Consider the following 16,264-nt stretch of genomic DNA (forward strand, 5'->3'; position numbering starts at 1 on the left):
GACGCAGAACTCCTGACCTTTGCGGGTTCGCTTTGGTGCCGCGATGGTGTAGGACGCTGCCGCGAGACCGCTACCGGCCTCACCCGAAACATGCGACAAGCCAATATGCAGCGCTTTCTTCTCTCTCGACTACTGGTCCTGATCCCGACCTTCATCGGTGTCTCGATCGTCGCCTTCGCCTTCATCCGGCTTCTGCCGGGCGATCCCGTGGCGCTGATGGCCGGCGAGCGGGTCATGGACCCCGAGCGCCACGCGGCGATCATGCAGCAGCTCGGCTACGACCGGCCGCTCTTCGTCCAGTATTTCGATTATCTCTTCGGCCTGTTCCAGGGCGATTTCGGGACCTCTATCGTCACCAAGCGCGGCGTGGCCGGCGAGTTCTTCACCCTGTTCCCGGCAACCCTCGAACTGTCCTTCTGCGCCATCGTGATCGCCATCTGCCTCGGCATTCCGGCCGGCGTGATCGCGGCGGTGAAGCGGGGATCCTGGTTCGACCAGAGCGTCATGGGCGCGGCGCTCGTCGGCTATTCCATGCCGATCTTCTGGTGGGGCCTGCTGCTGATCATCTTGTTCTCGGGCACCCTGCAATGGACGCCGGTCTCCGGCCGCATCTCGCTGCTCTACTATTTCCCTGCCGAAACCGGCTTCATGCTGATCGATTCGCTGCTGTCGGGTCAAAAGGGCGCCTTCACCTCGGCGCTGTCGCATCTCGTCCTGCCGTCGATCGTCCTTGCGACCATCCCGCTCGCGGTCATCGCCCGGCAGACCCGGTCGGCCATGCTGGAGGTTCTCGGCGAGGACTATGTCCGCACCGCCCGGGCCAAGGGCCTCGCCCGCAAGCGCGTTGTCGGCGTTCATGCGCTTCGCAACGCGCTGATCCCGGTCGTCACCACCATCGGCCTGCAGGTCGGCGTGCTCATGGCCGGCGCGATCCTCACCGAGACGATCTTTTCGTGGCCGGGCATCGGCAAGTGGATGGTCGACAGCGTCTTCCGGCGCGACTACCCGGTCGTCCAGGGCGGCCTGTTGCTGATCGCCATGATGATCATGCTCGTCAACCTGATCGTCGATCTCCTGTACGGCGTCATCAATCCCCGCGTTCGGGCGAAGTAGGAGGCGAGCGATGAGCCATATCGAAGCCCAGGAAGCCGCCGAAGGCGTTGGCACCGACATTCCGGACCGCAAGCCGGCCAAGAGCGTGCGCCGGCAGATGCTGGCCGAGTTCTGGTTCTATTTCTCCGAGAACAAGGGCGCGGTGGTCGGCCTCGTCGTGTTCCTCACGATCGTCTTCATCGCCCTGGCGGCGCCGCTGCTGGCGCCGCATTCGGCGGTGCTGACGAACTCCAACGCGCAGCTGCTGCCGCCGGCCTGGCAGGAAGGCGGCCAGTGGGCTTATTTCCTCGGCACCGATGCCATCGGCCGGGATATCCTTTCGCGGCTGATCTACGGCTCGCGCTATTCGCTGTTTATCGGCGTCGTGGTCGTCGTCATCGCGGTGAGTGTCGGCATCGCCGTCGGCCTGATCGCCGGCTATGTCGGCGGCTGGGTCGACACGGTGATCATGCGGGTGATGGACATCATCCTCGCCTTTCCGTCGCTGCTCCTCGCGCTGGTTCTCGTGGCCGTGCTCGGACCGGGCTTGACCAATGCGATGATCGCCATCTCGCTTGTCCTGCAGCCGCATTTCGTCCGCCTGACGCGCGCGTCGGTTCTCGCCGAGAAGCAGCGCGAATACGTCACCGCCGCCCGCGTCGTCGGCGCGGGACCGCTGCGGCTGATGCTGGTGACGATCCTGCCCAATTGTCTCGGACCGCTAATCGTCCAGGCGACTCTGTCCTTCTCCAACGCCATTCTCGATGCCGCCGCGCTCGGCTTCCTCGGCATGGGTGCGCAGCCGCCGACGCCCGAATGGGGCACCATGCTGGCCGAGGCGCGCGAGTTCATCCTGCGCGCCTGGTGGGTGGTAACCTTCCCGGGCCTCGCCATCCTGATCACGGTGCTCGCGATCAACCTCGTCGGCGACGGCCTGCGCGATGCGCTGGACCCGAAGATGAAGCGAAGCTGACAGCCATGCCCCTGCTTTCCATCCGCAATCTGTCGGTGACCTTCGACACCGCCTCCGGTCCGTTCAAGGCGGTCGACGGCATCGATCTCGTCATCGATTCCGGCGAGGTGCTCGGCATCGTCGGCGAGTCCGGCTCCGGCAAGTCCGTGGCCATGCTCGGCCTGATGGGCCTGCTGCCGCCGTCGGCCACCGTGACCGCCGACGAGATCTCCTTCGAGGGGCGCGACATGCAGGCGATGTCGGCCCGCGAGCGCCGCAAGATCATCGGCCGCGACATCGCGATGATCTTCCAGGAGCCGGTGGCCAGCCTCAATCCGTGCTTCAATGTCGGCTACCAGATCAAGGAAGCGCTGAAGGCGCATACCGAACTGGACCGCAAGGCGCGGCAGGCGCGGGCCGTCGAACTGCTGCAGCTCGTCGGCATTCCCGAACCCGAGCGGCGGCTGACGGCGTTCCCGCACCAGCTGTCGGGCGGCATGAGTCAGCGCGTGATGATCGCCATGGCGACCGCCTGCAATCCCAAGCTGCTGATCGCCGACGAGCCGACCACCGCGCTCGACGTCACCATCCAGGCGCAGATCCTCGATCTTCTGCTCGATCTGCAAAAGCAGCACGGCATGGCGATGATCCTGATCACCCATGACATGGGCGTCATCGCCGAGACCGCCGAGCGGGTGGTGGTGCAATATGCCGGCCAGCAGGTCGAGCGCCAGCCGGTGGCGACCCTCTTCGACGAGCCGCACCATCCCTATACGGCGGCCCTTCTCTCGGCGATTCCCGAGCGGGCGACGGGCACACGCCTGCCGACCATTCCGGGCGTCGTGCCGGGGCAGGGCGACCGGCCGGATGGCTGCCTGTTCAATCCGCGCTGCCCCAAGGCCGACGATGTCTGCCGCACGGTCGTGCCGCCGCGCCAGCCTCCGGCTCTGGGCGAGGCGCTCTGCCATTATCCCCTGGGCGCCGATCCGCGTGCGCCGGGCGACGTGCCGGCCGGCTTCGGCCCGGACGGTAGCTTCCAGGAGGGGGCGGGCCGCCCCGCCGATATCGCAACGGATCTGCGGGGAGACGCACGATGACCGCAATCGTCACCGCGACCGATCTCAGCCAGTCCTACGAGGTCCGGCGCGGCATGTTCCAGAAGCCGCTCGACCTGCGGGCGGTGAAGGAGGCCAATTTCGTCGTCGAGGAGGGCGAGACCCTCGCCATCGTCGGCGAGTCCGGCTGCGGCAAGTCCACCCTCGCGCGCATGCTGACGATGATCGAGACCCCGTCCGAGGGCGTGCTCGACATCGATGGCGTCCGCGTGTCCGGCAAGGACAAGGGCGACGTCAAGAAGCTCCGCTCCACCGTGCAGATCGTGTTCCAGAACCCCTATGGCGCGCTCAATCCACGCCAGAAGGTCGGAACGATCATCGAGGAGCCGCTGAAGATCAACACCAATTTGTCGTCGGCCGAGCGGCGCAGGAAGGCCGAGGCGGCCCTGGCCGAGGTGGGGCTGCGGCCGGAGCATTACGCCCGCTATCCGCACATGTTCTCCGGTGGCCAGCGGCAGCGCATCGCGATCGCCCGGGCGATCATCCTGGAGCCGAAGATCCTCGTCCTCGACGAGCCGGTCTCGGCCCTCGACGTGTCGATCCAGGCGCAGATTCTGAACCTCCTGGCCGATCTGCAGGAGCGGCTCGGCCTCACCTACATCTTCATCAGCCACGATCTGTCAGTGGTCCGGCATGTCGCGGATCGGGTGATGGTGATGTATCTCGGCCGTCCGGTCGAGATCGCGCCGGTCGACGCGCTCTACGCCAACCCGCTGCACCCTTATACGCGGGCGCTGCTGTCGGCGACGCCGGCGACGCGGCCGAGCGACCGCGGCGAGCGTATCCGCCTGTCCGGCGAATTGCCGTCGCCCTTCGACCCGCCGCCGGGCTGTTCGTTCAATCCGCGCTGTCCCTATGCCAACGAGCGCTGCCGCTCCGAGCTGCCGGTGCTGACCCAGCACGGCGAGACCAAGGTCGCCTGTTTCGCGGTGGACGAAGGCCGGCTTCCGCCGCCCTGATCGGGCGGGGAACGAAAGGTCCCAAGAAGCTGCTCCGATAAGGCTGGGCTAAGCTGAGGCGGCCAATTCTGTACGCATAGGCGTCCCAGTTGATCTGCTAGGCTTCTCATTTCTGAAAAGATAAGGCGCCTCGTTCACGATCGATCGGACCATGAACATCAGATCCTGTGCGAAATAAAGGCGCTCCGCCGGGTTCCAGAGGAGATCTGACGGCAGTGTTGCTGAGGCAACGAGTACAACGTACTCATCGGTGCCTAGCCTTCGGCGGAGCAAGTCCGGACGGAACACGTAACAACCAATCGGAGCTGCGAGGCCTCCTGCATCCGAATGTTTCTTGTTTGCCCCGACAGTATGCCTCAGGTGATTGTCGATCAAAACGGTCGCGTCCAATTCATGCTCGGAGCACGCCTCAAGGTACACAGGCTCGTGGCAGGGGATGTAGAGATTGAAGTTCACCCGGTGGACGTTCAGCTCCACACGTATGCGACAGGTGATCTCTTGGCCGTCATCGTCTTGATATTTGATTTCGTAGTCGGCGTAGCACCGCCCACGAATATGACTTATCGAAACATCGGCCGTTCGATCATCTTGGGATGAGCGGAAGTTCCGCGACCATCGCTTGAAATCAGGTGCTGACTCTGGAATCAGCCTGAGTTGGCTCGGGATTACGGAATTTAAGGTCTGTTCGGTTCGCTTCGCGATTGAGAGTGTTCCAGACTGCACCGCCGCGATGCAGAGTGTGAATAGTAATATCGGAGCGATTACGCCGGTGAGATGGGCAGCAGCCTGTACCCAGCTTGATCGGTCCCCCTCATACATCGCCACGAAGAAGAGCGCACCGCAAACTACTGCCAACGCCAGTATGATCAGTCCAATGAGCACCCTAGCCCAATGCGGGATGGTGGCAATCTGGACCTTATTGATCAGTTCCATCGGCCACCTCGAACTCCTCTCGCAGCTTCAGCCCCCGACTATAACCTCTGCCTGGCGATGATGAAACGACGATCCGGGTACGAGAAACAACGCGGTCCAAGGATCTACACCTTCGATCAGCCGGCCTGATGCCGCTCCAGTGCGTCGACGATGTCCTGCGGGCCGATCTGGCCGAGGATTTCGCCCTTGCGCGCGACCACCACGGTGCCCTTGCCGTGGCTGACGGCGGACATGACCTTCTGCAGCGGCGTGCCGGGTTCGGCCATCTGCGCGACATTGGCGGGGCTGGCCTCGCCCGTGCGGTCGTAGGGCTTCATCACGTCGGCCGCCGTCAGGACGTTGAGCGGGTTCATGTGGGCGACGAAGTCGGCGACATAGTCGTCGGCCGGGCGCAGCACGATGTCCTGCGCGGTGCCGACCTGGACAATGCGGCCGCCTTCCATGATCGCGATCCGATTGCCGATCTTGAACGCCTCGTCGAGATCGTGGCTGACGAAAATAATGGTCTTCTTCAGCCGCTGCTGGATTTCCAGAAGCTCGTCCTGAAGCCGCGAACGGATCAGCGGATCGAGGGCCGAGAACGGCTCGTCCATCAGGAGGATCGGGGCGTTGGTGGCGAAGGCGCGGGCAAGGCCCACGCGTTGCTGCATGCCGCCGGACAGTTCGCCGACGCGGCTGTCGACCCAGTCGCCGAGGCCGACGAGCTCGAGCTGCTCCACAACGCGCTCGCGCCGCTGGCTGCGCGGCACGCCGGAAAACTCCAGACCGAGCCCGACATTGTCGGCCACCGTGCGCCAAGGCAGCAGGGCGAATTGCTGGAACACCATCGCCACTTCGTGGCGGCGCAGATCCCGCAGCCGCTTGGCACCGCAATCCTTGGGATCGACGATGCCCTTGCCCGTATCGATCAGCACCTTGCCGCGGGTGATCGGGGCAAGACCGTTGACCGCCCGCAGCAGCGTCGACTTGCCGGAGCCCGACAGGCCCATCAGCACGGCGATCTCGCCTTCCTGGATGTCGAGGGAGGCATCGGCGACACCGAGGGTCACGCCAGTCTCGTCGCGGATCTCGGCCCGGCTCCTGCCGGCATCGACCAGCGGCAGCGCCTGCTCGGGATTGCGACCGAAGACGATCGAGACGTTCTGGAAGGATACGATCGGGCTCATGAACGGCCTTCCTCGTCGATGCGGAAGAAGCGGTCGAGGATGATCGCCAGGAGCACGATCGCCAGCCCGGCCTCGAAGCCCTGGCCGATATTGATCGTGTTCAGGGCGCGCAGCACCGGCACGCCGAGGCCCGGTGCGCCGACGAGGGCGGCGATCACCACCATCGATAGGGACAGCATGATGGTCTGGGTCAGCCCGGCCATGATCTGCGGCAGGGCGTAGGGGATCTCGATGGTCATCAGGCGCTGCATTGGCGTGGCGCCGAAGGCGTCACCCGCTTCGAGAAGCTGGCGCGGGGTCGAGGCGATGCCGAGGCGCGTCAGCCGGATCGGCGAGGGCAGGGCGAAGATCACCGTCGCTACGAGGCCCGGCACGAGGCCGAGGCCGAACAGGATCAGCGCCGGGATCAGATAGACGAAGGTCGGGATCGTCTGCATCAGGTCGAGGATCGGCCGCAGGATGGCGTAGAGCCATTCGCGCCGCGCCGCCGCCACGCCCACCGGTACGCCGATGAGCATGCAGACGGCGGTCGAGGCCAGCACCAGCGCTAGCGTCTCCGTCGTCTCCTCCCAGAAGCCGAGATTGATTATGAGGAGCAGGCCGGCCACCGTGAAGATGACGATCGGGATGGAGCGCCGTGCGGCATAGGCGATGGCGGCGAAGACCGCGACGACGATGAGCGGATGCGGCCATTGCAGGATGTACAGGATGGCATCGATGAAGGCGCCCAGCCCGTCGCGGATCGCGTCGAAGAGGAACGTGAAATTGGCGGTCAGCCAATCGACGAAGGCTTCGGCGTAATCGCCGATGGGGAGCGGGTGATCTACGAGCCACTGCACGGGCAATCGGGTCCTTCAGGGTCGCGTCACGGCGGCTGAAGCGCCGTGACGGCAGGATGTTCGGCGCGAGACTGGCCGTTTCGGCCGGACGCCCGGCATCAGATCGGGCGCCCCGTGCGGGACGCAGTCCGGAACTTGAGCGGCCCGGCCTGCCAATGCCACGGAAGGCCGGCGCCGGCCGGCCCTCGTCAGGTGTTCTGCGGCTTACGAGAGGCCGAGATAGGCCTTGACCGCCGGCAGGCCATCTTCGCCGTCCTTGGTCTTCACACCTTCAAGCCAGGTGGCGATCTGGTCGGGATTGGCCTTCAGCCATTCCTGGGCCGCCGCTTCCGGCTTCTCGCCATCGTCGAGGATCGCGCCCATCACGGCGTTCTCCATCTCCAGCGAGAAGGTGAGGTCGGACAGCAGCGCGCCGACATTCGGGCACTCTTCGAGATAGCCCTTGCGCACGGTGGTGTGGACCGTGGCGCCGCCGAAGTCGGGGCCAAAGAAATCGTCGCCGCCGGCCAGATACTGCAGGTCGAAGTTCTTGTTCATCGGATGCGGCGCCCAGCCGAGGAAGACGATCGGGTCTTCGGAACGGGTGGCGCGGGCGACCTGGCTGAGCATGCCCTGCTCGGAGGATTCCACGATGTCGAAATCGCCGAGATCGAAGGCGTCCTTCTCGATCATGTCGAGGATCAGGCGGTTGCCGTCATTGCCCGGCTCGATGCCGTAGATCTTGCCGTCCAGCTGGTCGGAGAACTTGGCGATGTCGGCGAAGCTCTTGAGCCCCTCGTCGAACAGGTACTGCGGCACCGCCAGCGTGTATTTGGCGCCGGTCAGGTTGGTCTTGACGTCCTCGACCGATCCGTCCTCGAGATAGGGCGCGATGTCGGCCTGCATGGAGGGCATCCAGTTGCCGAGGAAGACGTCGATGTCCTCGTTCTTCATGGAGGCGAAGGTGACCGGCACCGACAGGACCTTGGTGTCGGTGTCGTAGCCGAGGCCCTTGAGGATTTCCGTGGTGACGGCGGTCGTCGCCGTGATGTCCGTCCAGCCGACATCGGAGAAACGGACCGTCGAACAGGACTCCGCTTCCTGGGCGAGCGCCGGGGTGCCGATGAAAGCGGTGCCGAGCATGGCGGCTGCGAACATTCGGGAAAGCTTCATAGGAATCGTCTCCTGGTCGGCAGGCCGGGGACGCTGGGCACGCCCCGCTGCTGCATGAATGTGATGGCGATTGTTATTGCCGCGGTAGCCCGTGAACGCAACAGTTCGCAGGACTTATTGTCGGCTGCGACAGCGCCTTGCACGGCCTCGAACAGCCGGGAATTCCGGGCTTTCGCAGTTGGATGCGGGGCCGCCGCCTACACGCCGTTCGGGCATTTTCCGCAATGGCGTGCATGTCTCCTCGCAGCATCAACTGTGCGAATTTGGCACGGTCCGTAGCAAAATAGTGACAGCGTCTTGCGGCGACTTGGGTTACAGTCTGGATATTGCGGTATTGGACGGACGGGGACCCCGACTTCATCCTCCCTGTTGACGGGCTCGTTCGACACCACAGCCGCGATACCGATCCGAGTGCGGTGTTCCTCCTCCCAACGCCGCCCATCGTGATCATGGAATGAAGAGCCCGGTGCGCCTGCGCCCGGGCTCTTTCCGTTTCGGCCTTCCGCCATGCGCCACGGCCAGCCGGCTTCCTGTCCGGCCGCCGCACCAAGTGCGGCTTATCGCGGGATAGGAAATCCTGACGCGGACAGGCATTGGCATTGGCGCGTCAGGCTGCCTATGGTCGCCTGCGAGGCAGACCAGACAGGGAGAACCGGGCTTGGCCGAGATCAAAACCGACATCGCCATTGCGCGTGCCGCGGCGAAGAAGCCGATCCGCGAGATCGCAGCCAAGCTTGGCATCGCGGAAGAGGACATCGTCCCCTACGGCCACGACAAGGCGAAGATCTCCGCCCCGTTCATCAAGTCCCTGCAGGATCGGCCGGACGGCAAGCTGATCCTCGTCACCGCGATCAATCCGACGCCGGCCGGCGAGGGCAAGACCACCACCACGGTCGGCCTCGGCGACGGCCTCAACCGGATTGGCAAGCGCGCCGCGATCTGCATCCGCGAAGCCTCGCTCGGCCCCAATTTCGGCATGAAGGGCGGTGCGGCCGGCGGCGGCTATGCGCAGATCGTGCCGATGGAGGACATGAACCTCCACTTCACCGGCGATTTCCACGCCATCACCACTGCCCACAATCTCCTGTCGGCGATGATCGACAACCACATCTACTGGGGCAACGCCCTGGAGATCGACACACGCCGCGTGACCTGGCGCCGGGTGATGGACATGAACGACCGGGCGCTGCGCGGCATCGTGGCTTCCCTCGGCGGTGTCGCCAACGGGTATCCCCGCGAGACCGGCTTCGACATCACCGTCGCCTCCGAGGTCATGGCGATCCTGTGCCTGTCCAAGGACCTCGCCGATCTGGAAAAACGCTTGGGCGCGATCATCGTCGGCTACCGCCGCGACAAGAGCGCGGTCTATGCGCGCGACCTGAAGGCGGACGGCGCCATAGCGGTCCTTCTCAAGGACGCCATGCAGCCCAACCTCGTCCAGACGCTGGAGAACAACCCGGCCTTCGTCCATGGCGGCCCCTTCGCCAACATCGCCCATGGCTGCAATTCGGTGGTCGCCACGACGACGGCGCTGAAACTCGCCGACTACGTGGTGACCGAAGCCGGCTTCGGCGCCGATCTCGGTGCCGAGAAGTTCTTCGACATCAAGTGCCGCAAGGCCGGGCTGAAGCCGGCCGCGACCGTCATCGTCGCCACCGTCCGGGCGCTGAAGATGAATGGCGGCGTCGCCAAGGACGCGCTGGGGACCGAGGACGTCGACGCGGTGACGCGCGGCTGCGCCAATCTCGGTCGGCATATCGAGAATATCCGCCAGTTCGGCGTGCCCGCCACCGTGGCGATCAACCATTTCGTCACCGACACGGACGCCGAGATCGAGGCCATCAAGGCCTATGTCGCGGAGCTCGGGGAGGAGGCGATCGTCTGTCGCCACTGGGCCGATGGCTCGGCCGGTATCGAGGAGCTGGCGCACCGGGTCGTGGCGCTCGCCGACAGCGGTGCGTCGCAATTCGCGCCGCTCTATCCCGACAAGATGAGCCTGTTCGACAAGATCGAGACCGTGGTCAAGCGCATCTATCGCGGCGCCGAGGCGACCGCCGACAAGAGCGTGCGCGAGCAGCTCACCGCCTGGGAGGAGGCCGGCTATGGCGACCTGCCGGTCTGCATGGCCAAGACGCAATATTCCTTCTCCACCGACCCGACCCTGCGCGGCGCCCCGGACGGCCACACCGTCCACATACGCGAAGTGCGCCTGTCCGCCGGGGCCGGCTTCGTCGTCGCCATCTGCGGGGAGATCATGACCATGCCTGGCTTGCCGTCGAAACCGGCTGCCGAGACCATCCGTCTGAATGCCGACGGCGAGGTCGAGGGGCTGTTCTGATCGCCGAGCGGGACAGGTCGGTCTCGCGATCGTCCGTCACGACAGCGTTGCCGTTCTCCGCATAGGACGGTAGCTCCGCTAGCCGGTGCGCCGGCGGCTCGCCCTTTGCGCCCGCCCGCACTATTCTCCGGCCGTCCGCAGTCCAGCCATGAGCCTTGCATGTCCGCCATCTCGCTCGCCGCCGTCACCAAACGCTTCGGCGAGACCGCGGCCGTCGACGACGTCTTCCTCGAGATCCGGGCGGGCGAGTTCGTCGCGCTGCTCGGTGCGTCGGGCTGCGGCAAGACGACCCTGCTTCGCCTGATCGCCGGCTTCGACACGCTGTCCGGCGGTGCGATCCGCTTCGACGGGGCTCTGGTGGCCGGCGATGGCCAGCATGTGCCGCCGGAGGACCGCAATGTCGGTATCGTCTTCCAGTCCTATGCGCTCTGGCCGCATATGAGCGTGGCCGAGAATGTCGGCTATCCGCTGCGGGTGCGGGGCCTGAAGGGAACGGCGCGGGCCGGAAAGGTCGCCGAGGCTCTGGCGGCGGTCGACCTGACCGGTTTCGAGGCGCGGCGTCCGGCCGATCTGTCCGGCGGGCAGCGTCAGCGTGTGGCGTTGGCGCGGTGCCTTGCCATGGATCCGGCAGTGGTCCTGCTCGACGAGCCGCTGGCCAATCTCGACGTCAATCTGCGCGCCTCGATGGAAGACACCTTCCGCGAGTTCCACCAGCGCACCGGCGCGACCATGGTCTATGTCACCCACGATCAGGCCGAGGCGATGGCCATGGCCGACCGGGTGGCGGTGATGGAGGCGGGCCGGATCCTGCAGGTCGCGGACCCGGTGACGCTGTATGCCGAGCCGGGCTCGCAGCAGGTGGCCCGGTTCGTCGGCAACGGCCAGATCGTCGATGGCCGCATCCTGCGCGGGCTCGGGCCGGACCGCATCGCCGTCCAGCTGTTCGGCAGCGAGGTGGCGGTGCGGTGCCAGCCGGACGCCATGCCGGCGACCGGCACCACCGCACGTCTGTGCCTGCGGCCCGAGCATCTTGAGCCGACCGAGGGCGCCGGCTTTGCCGCGACCGTGCGCAAGGCGACCTTCAAGGGCTCGCATGTGATCCTCGACGTGTCGCCTGAGGCGGCACCCGAGACCGTGCTGCCGGTCTGGGCCCCGCATCTGGCGGCTATCGGCAGCATGATCCGGGTCAGGGCGAAGGATGGCTGGCTGCTGCCGTCCGGTCACGCCTCTGCGGCGAAGCCGGCACGCGCTGCCTGAACCGGCGGTCGGCCGCTCAGTCGGTCCAGGGCAGGACGCCGCGCGGCAGGCGCCGCGCAAACAGGGCCGTCACGCCCATGATTGCGACAATGGCCACCACGGTGACCGCCGCCACTGCCGAGGCCAGCACCGTCGCGCCGGAATCGTCGAGATTGAAGACCACCACGCCGAGCGTCTCGTTGCCGGCCGACCACAACAGCGCCGAGACGGTCAGTTCGTTGAAGCTGGTCATGAAGGTGAGGATCGCGCCCGCCGCCGCGGCCGGCGCGAGCAGCGGGAAGACCACCGTGTGCAACCGGAACAGATAGCGTGCGCCGGTCATGCGCGCAGCTTCCTCCAATGCCCGGTCCACCTGCTGCACCGCCCCTACGACGGGGCGCAGCGACAGGGTCAGGAAGCGCGCCAGATAGGCGAAGAAGATGATCCAGATCGTGTTGTAGAGGCTGATGCCGAGCACCGGTAGCGGCATGATGAAGATCAGGATCGCGGCAATGCCGAGCACGATGCCGGGCAGGGCGTAGGGCAGTTCCGCCATCATCGCCAGAGCATCCAGAAGCCGGCTCTTGCGCCACACGACGAAGGCCGCGAAGGGCACGCAGACCGCGACGAGGAATAGCGAGGTCCCGGCCGCGAGGAGGAACGAGTTGCGGAAGGCGCGCACGGTGGAATCCTGCCGGAACAGCACCTCGGCGTAGTTGGACAAAGTCACCGTCCGGCCGGTCAGGGGCACGCCATAGGCCGTGACCAGCGAGGTCGCGAGGAGCGCGATCAGCGGCACCACCAGAATGGCGACGATAATCGCCCAGGCGAGCCCCTCGATGGGTCCGCGCCAGCGGCCGAGGGCGTAGCGCAGGGCCTGAGCGGGGGCGCCGACGGTGCGATAGTCGCGCTTGCCGATGACCAGCGCCTGCACCGCGAAGCCGACGAAGGCGAGGGCGCCGACGACGATCGACAGCACCGCGACCTCCGAGATGATCGACGGGCCGAAGCTCGCCAGCCGCTGATAGATCAGGGTCGGCAGAACGGTGTAGCCGGCCGGAATGCCGAGCAGCGCCGGAATGCCGAAATTGCCGACGGCCGAGACGAAGGCCAAGGCGCCGCCGGCGACCAGCGGCGGGGTCATCATCGGCAGGACGATGGTCGCCATGACCCGCAGCCGGCCGGCGCCGCAGGCGCGTGCTGCCTCGATCATCTCGCGCGGCAGGCCGCGCAGGCCGGCGCGCACGGCGAGAAACACCAGCGGCGCATGCTGGATGCCGAGCAGCAGGACGATGCCGCCGGGGCTGTAGATCGGGTTGGGCGAGCCGAGCGGCGGGGCGAAGCCGAGCGTGATCAGGAGCGGGCTCGCCGGTCCGAACAATTGCGCCCAGGACAGCGCCGTCACCTGCGGCGGGATCATCAACGGCAGCAGGAAGCAGAACACCAGCGCCGCCTTGGCGCGGATATCGGTGAGGGCGACGATCAGCGCGAAGAGCGTGCCGAGGACGAGCGAAATCGCCGTGCCGAGCGTGGCCGTGACCAGCGAATGCCAGGCCGCCGTCCAAGTGGAACCGGCGGTGAGCACGGTACGGATATTGGCAAGGTCGGGCGTGCCGCCGGGCGCGAAGGCCTCGACGACGAGCCGCGTGACCGGCAGGACGCTGACGAGGCCGACGAAAACGACGAGAACGGCGAGAGTGATGCTCTCGCCGTTCCAGCGTCTGGCAATGGAAGTGATGGCGGGCAGAGGTCAGCCGCCGAAGAGTTCGGCGAAGCGCTTCTTGTTCGCCTCCTCGTCGGCGAGCGCCTTGGCCGCATCGAAGGGCATCAGCTTGATCGCGTCGCGGGCCGGGAAGCCGGCAGGCGCCTCGACGCCGTCGCGGGCCGGCAGGTAGCCCTGGCTCGCCGCCAGCTTCTGGCCGTCCTCGCTGAGGACGAAATCGACGAAGGCCTTGGCGGCCTCCGGGTTCTGCGCGGTCTTCAGAATCGCGACCGGCTCGGTGACGGCGGAAACGCCTTCCTCGGGGAAGACGAAATTGACCGGCGAACCGTTCGCAGCTTCGCGGATCGGCAGGAAGTCGACGATCACGCCGTAGGGCTTCTCGCCGCCGGCCACCGCCTTCAGGACGCCGCCATTGCCGCCGGACGCCGTGGCGCCGTTTTCGGCGAGCGCCGCGACATAGTCCCAGCCGAGATCGGGGTTCTGGGTAAGCGTCGCCAGATGCACCAGCGCAGCGCCCGAGGTCAGCGGGCTCGGCATGGTCGTCTGGCCGCTGAGCGCCGGGTCCGCCAGGTCCTTCCAGGAGGACGGCGTGGTCTCGGCGCGGGTGTTGTTGACGATGCCGGTGGTGATCAGCTTGGTCGAAAAATAGGTCTTGTCGGTGTCGAACAGGCCGTCCGCGAAGCCGGTCGTGTCGGCGTCGGCATGGGGCATCAACCGGTCGTCGCGCTTCAGGCCTTCCATGGTCACGCTGTCGGCGATGAGCAGCACGTCCGGCTGCGGGTTGCCGGCGGCGAACTCGGCCTGCAGCTTGGCCATGACCTTGGTCGTGCCGTCGCGGACCCATTCGACGTCCACGTCGGGATGCTTCGCCTTGAAGGCGTCGACGGTCGCCTGGGCGTCCTCGTTCGGCTGGCTCGTATAGAGCGCCAGCTTGCCGGACTGGGCGAAGGCCGTGTCGGAGAGGAGAATGGCGGCGAAAGTGGCGGCGGCGAAGCCGAGGCTGCGGATCATGGTGGTCTCCTCAGATCGTGTTCGGGGTTCGCGGAAAGGTCGGCGCCCACGGGCAGGGCGACTACAGCGCCACCCGTGACAGGAAGATGACGGGCGGTCCAGCGAGCGGTGTTACGGCAATCAGCTGCGGGAATCCTCGACGATCATCCGGGCGGCCTTTTCGGCGATCATGATCGTCGGCGAGTTGGTGTTGCCGGAGGTGATGGTCGGCATCACCGAGGCGTCGGCGACCCGCAGCCCTTCAATGCCGCGCACCCGCAGCCGTTCGTCGACCACGGCGCCGGCATCGCCGTCCGGCCCCATCTTCGCCGTCCCGACCGGATGGAAGATGGTCGTGCCGAGATCGCCTGCCGCCACCAGCATGTCATCGTCCGACACGACATGGGCACCCGGCTTGTATTCTTCCGGCTTGTAGGGCGCGAGCGGCGACTGGGCGACGATCCGGCGGGCCCATTTCAGGCTGTCCACCGCGACCTGTCGGTCCTCGTCCGTGGAGAGATAGTTGGGCGAGATGTCCGGCGTGTCCTCGACCAGAGAGCCGGTCAGGTGGACGCTGCCGCGGCTCGTCGGTCGCAGATTGCAGACGCTGGCAGTGAAGGCGGAGAACGGGTGGAGACCCTTGCCCCAGTCGTCGAGGGAGAGCGGCTGGAAGTGGAATTCCAGATCCGCGGTCGCCCGGTCCGGGCGCGACTTGACGAAGGCCCCGACCTGGCTCGGCGCCATGGTCATCGGCCCACGGCGGCGCAGCGCGTAGTCCGCGCCCATCATCGCCCGGCGGAAGAGGTTCTTGTATTCGCTGTTCAGCGTCTTGATGCCGTCGACCCTGTAGATCGGCCGGATCTGCAGATGGTCCTGCAGATTCTCGCCGACGCCGGGCAGGTGCCGGACCGGGGCGATGCCGTGCGGCCGCAGGCGGTCGGTGTCGCCGATGCCGGACCGCTCGAGGATCAGCGGCGTGCCGACCGCGCCGGCCGACAGCACGATCTCGCCGGCCGCCTTCGCCTCGAAGGTCTGGCCGTCACGGCGATATTGCAGCGAGACGGCGCGCCCATCCTTGACCGTGACCCGGTCGATCATCACGCCGGTCACGACCTTCAGGTTCGGCCGGTGCAGGACCGGCTTCAGGAAGCCGCGTGCTGCGCTCCAGCGTCGCCCGCCCTTCTGGTTGACCTGGAAATAGGCCGAGCCCTCGTTGTCGCCGGTGTTGAAGTCATCGATCTTGGGCACGCCGGCCGCATGTGCCGCGTCCCGGACCCGGTCGAGGATCTCCCAGCGGATGCGCGGATGCTCGACCCGCCATTCGCCACCCGCGCCGTGAAACTCGCTCGGACCGTCGGCATGGTCCTCGATCGCCTTGAACAGCGGCAGCACGTCGTCCCAGCCCCAGCCCCGGAGGCCGAGCTGGCGCCAATGGTCGTAGTCCGCCGCCTGGCCGCGCATGTAGATCATGGCGTTGATCGCGGACGATCCGCCGAGGGTCTTGCCGCGCGGATAGGAGAGGGCCCGCCCGTTCAGCCCGGCCTGGGCCGACGTCTTGAACATCCAGTCCGAGCGCGGATTGCCGATGGCGAAGAGATAGCCGACCGGGATGTGGAACCAGATCCAGTTGTCCTTGCCGCCCCCCTCCAGAAGCAACACGCGATTGCGCGGATTGGCGGAGAGCCGGTTGGCGAGGACGCATCCGGCCGAACCGGCCCCGGCGACGATATAGTCGAATTCTTCCATGACCTCGCTCTAGCCGAAACTTT

General features: G+C 66.3%; 13 protein-coding genes. 6 read left to right on the forward strand and 7 right to left on the reverse strand.

The annotated features are described in order from the left end of the window. The first annotated feature begins 105 nt into the window (after nt 1–105). From H536_RS0110180 to H536_RS0110195, 4 genes are read left to right on the forward strand one after another with little or no spacing between them, the layout of a single operon-like run. Nucleotides 106–1,113 carry an ABC transporter permease subunit gene (locus H536_RS0110180; RefSeq protein ID WP_009210295.1) on the forward strand — a complete coding sequence of 336 codons (1,008 nt, stop codon included), beginning with the start codon at nt 106–108 and terminating at the stop codon, nt 1,111–1,113. A gap of 10 nt (nt 1,114–1,123) precedes the next feature. Beyond that, a complete protein-coding gene (locus tag H536_RS0110185) occupies nt 1,124–2,065 on the forward strand; it encodes an ABC transporter permease subunit (RefSeq protein WP_024350376.1) in 942 nt (313 codons plus the stop codon). A gap of 5 nt (nt 2,066–2,070) precedes the next feature. After that, complete coding sequence (locus tag H536_RS0110190; protein WP_024350377.1) at nt 2,071–3,141, forward strand: ABC transporter ATP-binding protein; 1,071 nt, start codon at nt 2,071–2,073, stop codon at nt 3,139–3,141. Then, nucleotides 3,138–4,118, forward strand: a complete 981-nt coding sequence (locus H536_RS0110195; protein WP_024350378.1) for a dipeptide ABC transporter ATP-binding protein — start codon at nt 3,138–3,140, stop codon at nt 4,116–4,118. Before H536_RS0110190 ends, H536_RS0110195 begins: the two co-directional genes overlap by 4 nt. A 48-nt stretch (nt 4,119–4,166) precedes the next feature. On the opposite strand, the gene H536_RS0110200 is transcribed toward H536_RS0110195, so the two are convergent. The 4 genes from H536_RS0110200 to H536_RS0110215 form a co-directional block, all read right to left on the reverse strand. Beyond that, nucleotides 4,167–5,051, reverse strand: a complete 885-nt coding sequence (locus H536_RS0110200) for a hypothetical protein (RefSeq protein ID WP_024350379.1) — start codon at nt 5,049–5,051, stop codon at nt 4,167–4,169. A 116-nt stretch (nt 5,052–5,167) separates the two neighbouring features. Further along, the gene (gene choV, locus H536_RS0110205) at nt 5,168–6,217 is read right to left on the reverse strand and encodes a choline ABC transporter ATP-binding protein (RefSeq protein WP_024350380.1); all 1,050 of its coding nucleotides are present in this window, start codon (nt 6,215–6,217) and stop codon (nt 5,168–5,170) included. Beyond that, entirely contained in the window at nt 6,214–7,056 is an 843-nt protein-coding gene (choW, locus tag H536_RS0110210) for a choline ABC transporter permease subunit (protein WP_024350381.1), read from the reverse strand. Before choW ends, choV begins: the two co-directional genes overlap by 4 nt. Before the next feature lie 204 nt (nt 7,057–7,260). Next, nucleotides 7,261–8,208 carry a choline ABC transporter substrate-binding protein gene (locus H536_RS0110215; RefSeq protein WP_081651887.1) on the reverse strand — a complete coding sequence of 316 codons (948 nt, stop codon included), beginning with the start codon at nt 8,206–8,208 and terminating at the stop codon, nt 7,261–7,263. 658 nt (nt 8,209–8,866) lie between these two features. Here H536_RS0110215 and H536_RS0110220 point away from each other — a divergent pair. Further along, a complete protein-coding gene (locus H536_RS0110220; protein ID WP_024350383.1) occupies nt 8,867–10,546 on the forward strand; it encodes a formate--tetrahydrofolate ligase in 1,680 nt (559 codons plus the stop codon). Between the two features lie 159 nt (nt 10,547–10,705). Beyond that, a complete protein-coding gene (locus H536_RS0110225; protein ID WP_024350384.1) occupies nt 10,706–11,803 on the forward strand; it encodes an ABC transporter ATP-binding protein in 1,098 nt (365 codons plus the stop codon). A 16-nt stretch (nt 11,804–11,819) separates the two neighbouring features. Here the strand turns inward: H536_RS0110225 and H536_RS0110230 are convergent, their stop codons facing one another. The 3 genes from H536_RS0110230 to H536_RS0110240 all read right to left on the reverse strand — a co-directional run bounded on the left by H536_RS0110230 (nt 11,820) and on the right by H536_RS0110240 (nt 16,241). Next, nucleotides 11,820–13,520, reverse strand: coding sequence for an ABC transporter permease (locus tag H536_RS0110230; protein ID WP_024350385.1), 1,701 nt, complete (start codon nt 13,518–13,520; stop codon nt 11,820–11,822). 12 nt (nt 13,521–13,532) lie between these two features. Further along, the gene (locus tag H536_RS0110235; protein ID WP_024350386.1) at nt 13,533–14,516 is read right to left on the reverse strand and encodes an ABC transporter substrate-binding protein; all 984 of its coding nucleotides are present in this window, start codon (nt 14,514–14,516) and stop codon (nt 13,533–13,535) included. A 120-nt stretch (nt 14,517–14,636) separates the two neighbouring features. Continuing rightward, a complete protein-coding gene (locus H536_RS0110240; protein ID WP_029703029.1) occupies nt 14,637–16,241 on the reverse strand; it encodes a GMC family oxidoreductase in 1,605 nt (534 codons plus the stop codon). Nucleotides 16,242–16,264 lie beyond the last annotated feature (23 nt).

This window comes from Aurantimonas coralicida DSM 14790 (assembly GCF_000421645.1).
GTDB lineage: Bacteria > Pseudomonadota > Alphaproteobacteria > Rhizobiales > Rhizobiaceae > Aurantimonas > Aurantimonas coralicida.

What these genes read in the sequence shown, in the direction of transcription:
- H536_RS0110180 (WP_009210295.1), top strand. Translation starts at nt 106, where the DNA reads ATGCAGCGCTTTCTTCTCTCTCGACTACTGGTCCTGATCCCGACCTTC.
- H536_RS0110185 (WP_024350376.1), top strand. Translation starts at nt 1,124, where the DNA reads ATGAGCCATATCGAAGCCCAGGAAGCCGCCGAAGGCGTTGGCACCGAC.
- H536_RS0110190 (WP_024350377.1), top strand. Translation starts at nt 2,071, where the DNA reads ATGCCCCTGCTTTCCATCCGCAATCTGTCGGTGACCTTCGACACCGCC.
- H536_RS0110195 (WP_024350378.1), top strand. Translation starts at nt 3,138, where the DNA reads ATGACCGCAATCGTCACCGCGACCGATCTCAGCCAGTCCTACGAGGTC.
- H536_RS0110200 (WP_024350379.1), bottom strand. Translation starts at nt 5,051, where the DNA reads ATGGAACTGATCAATAAGGTCCAGATTGCCACCATCCCGCATTGGGCT.
- choV (WP_024350380.1), bottom strand. Translation starts at nt 6,217, where the DNA reads ATGAGCCCGATCGTATCCTTCCAGAACGTCTCGATCGTCTTCGGTCGC.
- H536_RS0110215 (WP_081651887.1), bottom strand. Translation starts at nt 8,208, where the DNA reads ATGAAGCTTTCCCGAATGTTCGCAGCCGCCATGCTCGGCACCGCTTTC.
- H536_RS0110225 (WP_024350384.1), top strand. Translation starts at nt 10,706, where the DNA reads ATGTCCGCCATCTCGCTCGCCGCCGTCACCAAACGCTTCGGCGAGACC.
- H536_RS0110235 (WP_024350386.1), bottom strand. Translation starts at nt 14,516, where the DNA reads ATGATCCGCAGCCTCGGCTTCGCCGCCGCCACTTTCGCCGCCATTCTC.
- H536_RS0110240 (WP_029703029.1), bottom strand. Translation starts at nt 16,241, where the DNA reads ATGGAAGAATTCGACTATATCGTCGCCGGGGCCGGTTCGGCCGGATGC.